The organism is Pseudomonas sp. RIT778 (assembly GCF_019718735.1).
GTDB classification, from domain to species: Bacteria; Pseudomonadota; Gammaproteobacteria; order Pseudomonadales; family Pseudomonadaceae; genus Aquipseudomonas; species Aquipseudomonas aphyarum.
Window position 1 is genome coordinate 1 of sequence record NZ_JAIHBA010000077.1, and the last position, 2,131, is coordinate 2,131.

Genomic DNA, 2,131 nt, shown 5'->3' on the forward strand with positions numbered 1-2,131 from the left:
ACCAGCGGCGGGTGGCGAGGGTTGCGGTTTTCATGGTCTTGCTCCTGAGCTTGTTGTTTTTGTCGCAGCAGGGTTCAGATTTTGTAGTGGCTATGCGGGCCCATTCGCGAGCAAGCCCGCTCCCACATTTGGAACGCATTCCAGTGTGGGAGCGGCGGTGCGACGATTCGACTTGCTCGCGAAGGCGGCCTCGAATTCAGCGGTGACTTCGGATCGGGTCGGCAAACCCTCCATGTCGCCACGGCTCTGCACCGCACGACTGCCAATCCAGTTGGCGCGTCTGACCGCCTCGGGAAAACTCTGGTGCTCCAGCAGGGCACTGATCATCCCGACCGCAAATCCATCCCCGGCACCGACCGTATCGACCACGGTTTCCACCGGCACCCCGGCGACAAACCCCTGATCCAGATGCGTGCGGTAATACGCACCCTGCGGCCCGAGCTTGATCGCCACGGCTTCGGCACCCTGATCGAGATAGAACGCGGCGATATCCGCCGGATCTTCAAACCCGGTCAGCAATCGACCTTCGCTCAACCCCGGCAACACCCAGTGGGCGAGGGCGGCGAGGCGGTTGATCTCGCTGATCATCTCCCGCTCGCTGGCCCACAGGCTCGGACGCAGGTTCGGGTCGAACGACACGCTGCGCCCGGCGTTGCGCATGCGGGTCATCAGTTCATGGGACATTTCCCGGGCCGATGCGGACAGCGCCGGTGGAATGCCAGTGGCGTGCAGATGCCGGGCGCTTAACAGCGTCGGGCTGATCGACTGCGGCGACAGATGACTGGCCGCCGAGCCGCGACGAAAGTACTCGACCGTCGGATCGCTGCCGTCATCGTTGCGGGATTTCAGCTGGAAACCGGTCGGGTGCGCGTTGTCGACTTCGACATGGCTGCAATCCAGACCTTCGCGGGCCAGGGTTTCAACGACAAATCGTCCCAGCGAATCAGCCCCGACACGGCTCAGCCACGCCACCTTGAAACCCAGCCGCGACAATCCGATGGCGACGTTGCTGTCCGCCCCGGCAATCCGTTTGTGAAACTGCTCGACGGTGGCCAGATCACCGCTCTGTTCGGCGACAAACATGGCCATGGTTTCGCCGAACGACAGAATATCGATCTCAGACATGAGCAGGCTCCAGGCGGGACTGGCCGAGGCGGGCGAGGGCGGCGACGTGTTCGGTGGTGAGTTGCACCAGATCATCGCCCTGCAACGGGTATTCGGCGGCGCGCATGACCCCTTGGGCCATGTGCCGCAGCAGTTGTTCCCACAGATGCAGGTCGGTGGCGGCCGGTGGCACCGCCACCAGTTTGCCGTCCGCGCGGCGGGCCACGGCTTTGCAATGTACGTAGCCGACATGGCGGCCCAACAGTCGGGCGGCGCTGGTGGCGGACTGGTCTTGCCACTGCCAATTGCCGATATCGAAGGTCATTTTGATCGGCAGGTTGTGATGCTCGACGGCGGCGAAGAAGCGCTGGAACGGTTCGATACGACCGCCGTGCAGGGTCTGGTCGTTCTCCACCAACAGTTGCACCTGGCTTTGCGCAAGGATTTGCGCCAGCGTTTGCAGATCGTTGTTGTCGGTGAAGAAACCAAGGGAAACCTTCAGCCACCTCGAGCCGAACGCTTCGGCGTTTTGCAGCGCGGTGATGAGTTCCGGATTGGGCCGCGACTGACCGGCCAGCCACAGTTCGGTCGGCGAGGAATAGATGCTTTGCAGGCCTTGAGCTTGCGTGGCGGTGGAGAGTTGTTCCGGGACTTCGTTGGTCAGCAGCTCTTCGCGCCATTCGATGCGATTGGCGCCCGCAGCGGCCAGCACCTCTATGAACGAAGCCTGACCACGACGGCGAACAAGGTCGGCACCGAAGCTGGAAAGGCTGATGGAAACGGCAGGTTTATTCATTGTTATCTACCTCTGAAACCGGTTTCATTTTTGTTCAAAAAAAATCAGTAAGTTGTGCAGTGCTCTTTCGGGCCCCTTCGCGGGCAAGTCGAGTCGTCGCACCGCCGCTCCCACAGATATAGCGTCGTTAACAGTTCTCGAGTACACCCGAACACCTGTGGGAGCGGGCTTGCCCGCGAAGAGGCCGCATCAGTCACCGCAAAGTCCAAGGGTCGAACCGCGCTCGATCAA

2 protein-coding genes are annotated in these 2,131 nt (G+C 61.6%); both read right to left on the reverse strand.

Going from position 1 to position 2,131, the window contains the following annotated elements:
- Window positions 1–90 precede the first annotated feature (90 nt).
- Window positions 91–1,125: a sugar kinase gene (locus tag K5E37_RS29305; RefSeq protein WP_085603392.1), complete on the reverse strand. Its 1,035-nt coding sequence runs from the start codon at window positions 1,123–1,125 to the stop codon at window positions 91–93.
- The gene (locus K5E37_RS29310; RefSeq protein WP_221535830.1) at window positions 1,118–1,900 is read right to left on the reverse strand and encodes a sugar phosphate isomerase/epimerase; all 783 of its coding nucleotides are present in this window, start codon (window positions 1,898–1,900) and stop codon (window positions 1,118–1,120) included. The genes K5E37_RS29305 and K5E37_RS29310 overlap by 8 nt, the downstream gene beginning before the upstream one ends.
- Window positions 1,901–2,131 lie beyond the last annotated feature (231 nt).

Excerpts from the sequence above, each read along its gene's own strand:
- K5E37_RS29305 (WP_085603392.1), bottom strand. The coding sequence starts at position 1,125 with ATGTCTGAGATCGATATTCTGTCGTTCGGCGAAACCATGGCCATGTTT.
- K5E37_RS29310 (WP_221535830.1), bottom strand. The coding sequence starts at position 1,900 with ATGAATAAACCTGCCGTTTCCATCAGCCTTTCCAGCTTCGGTGCCGAC.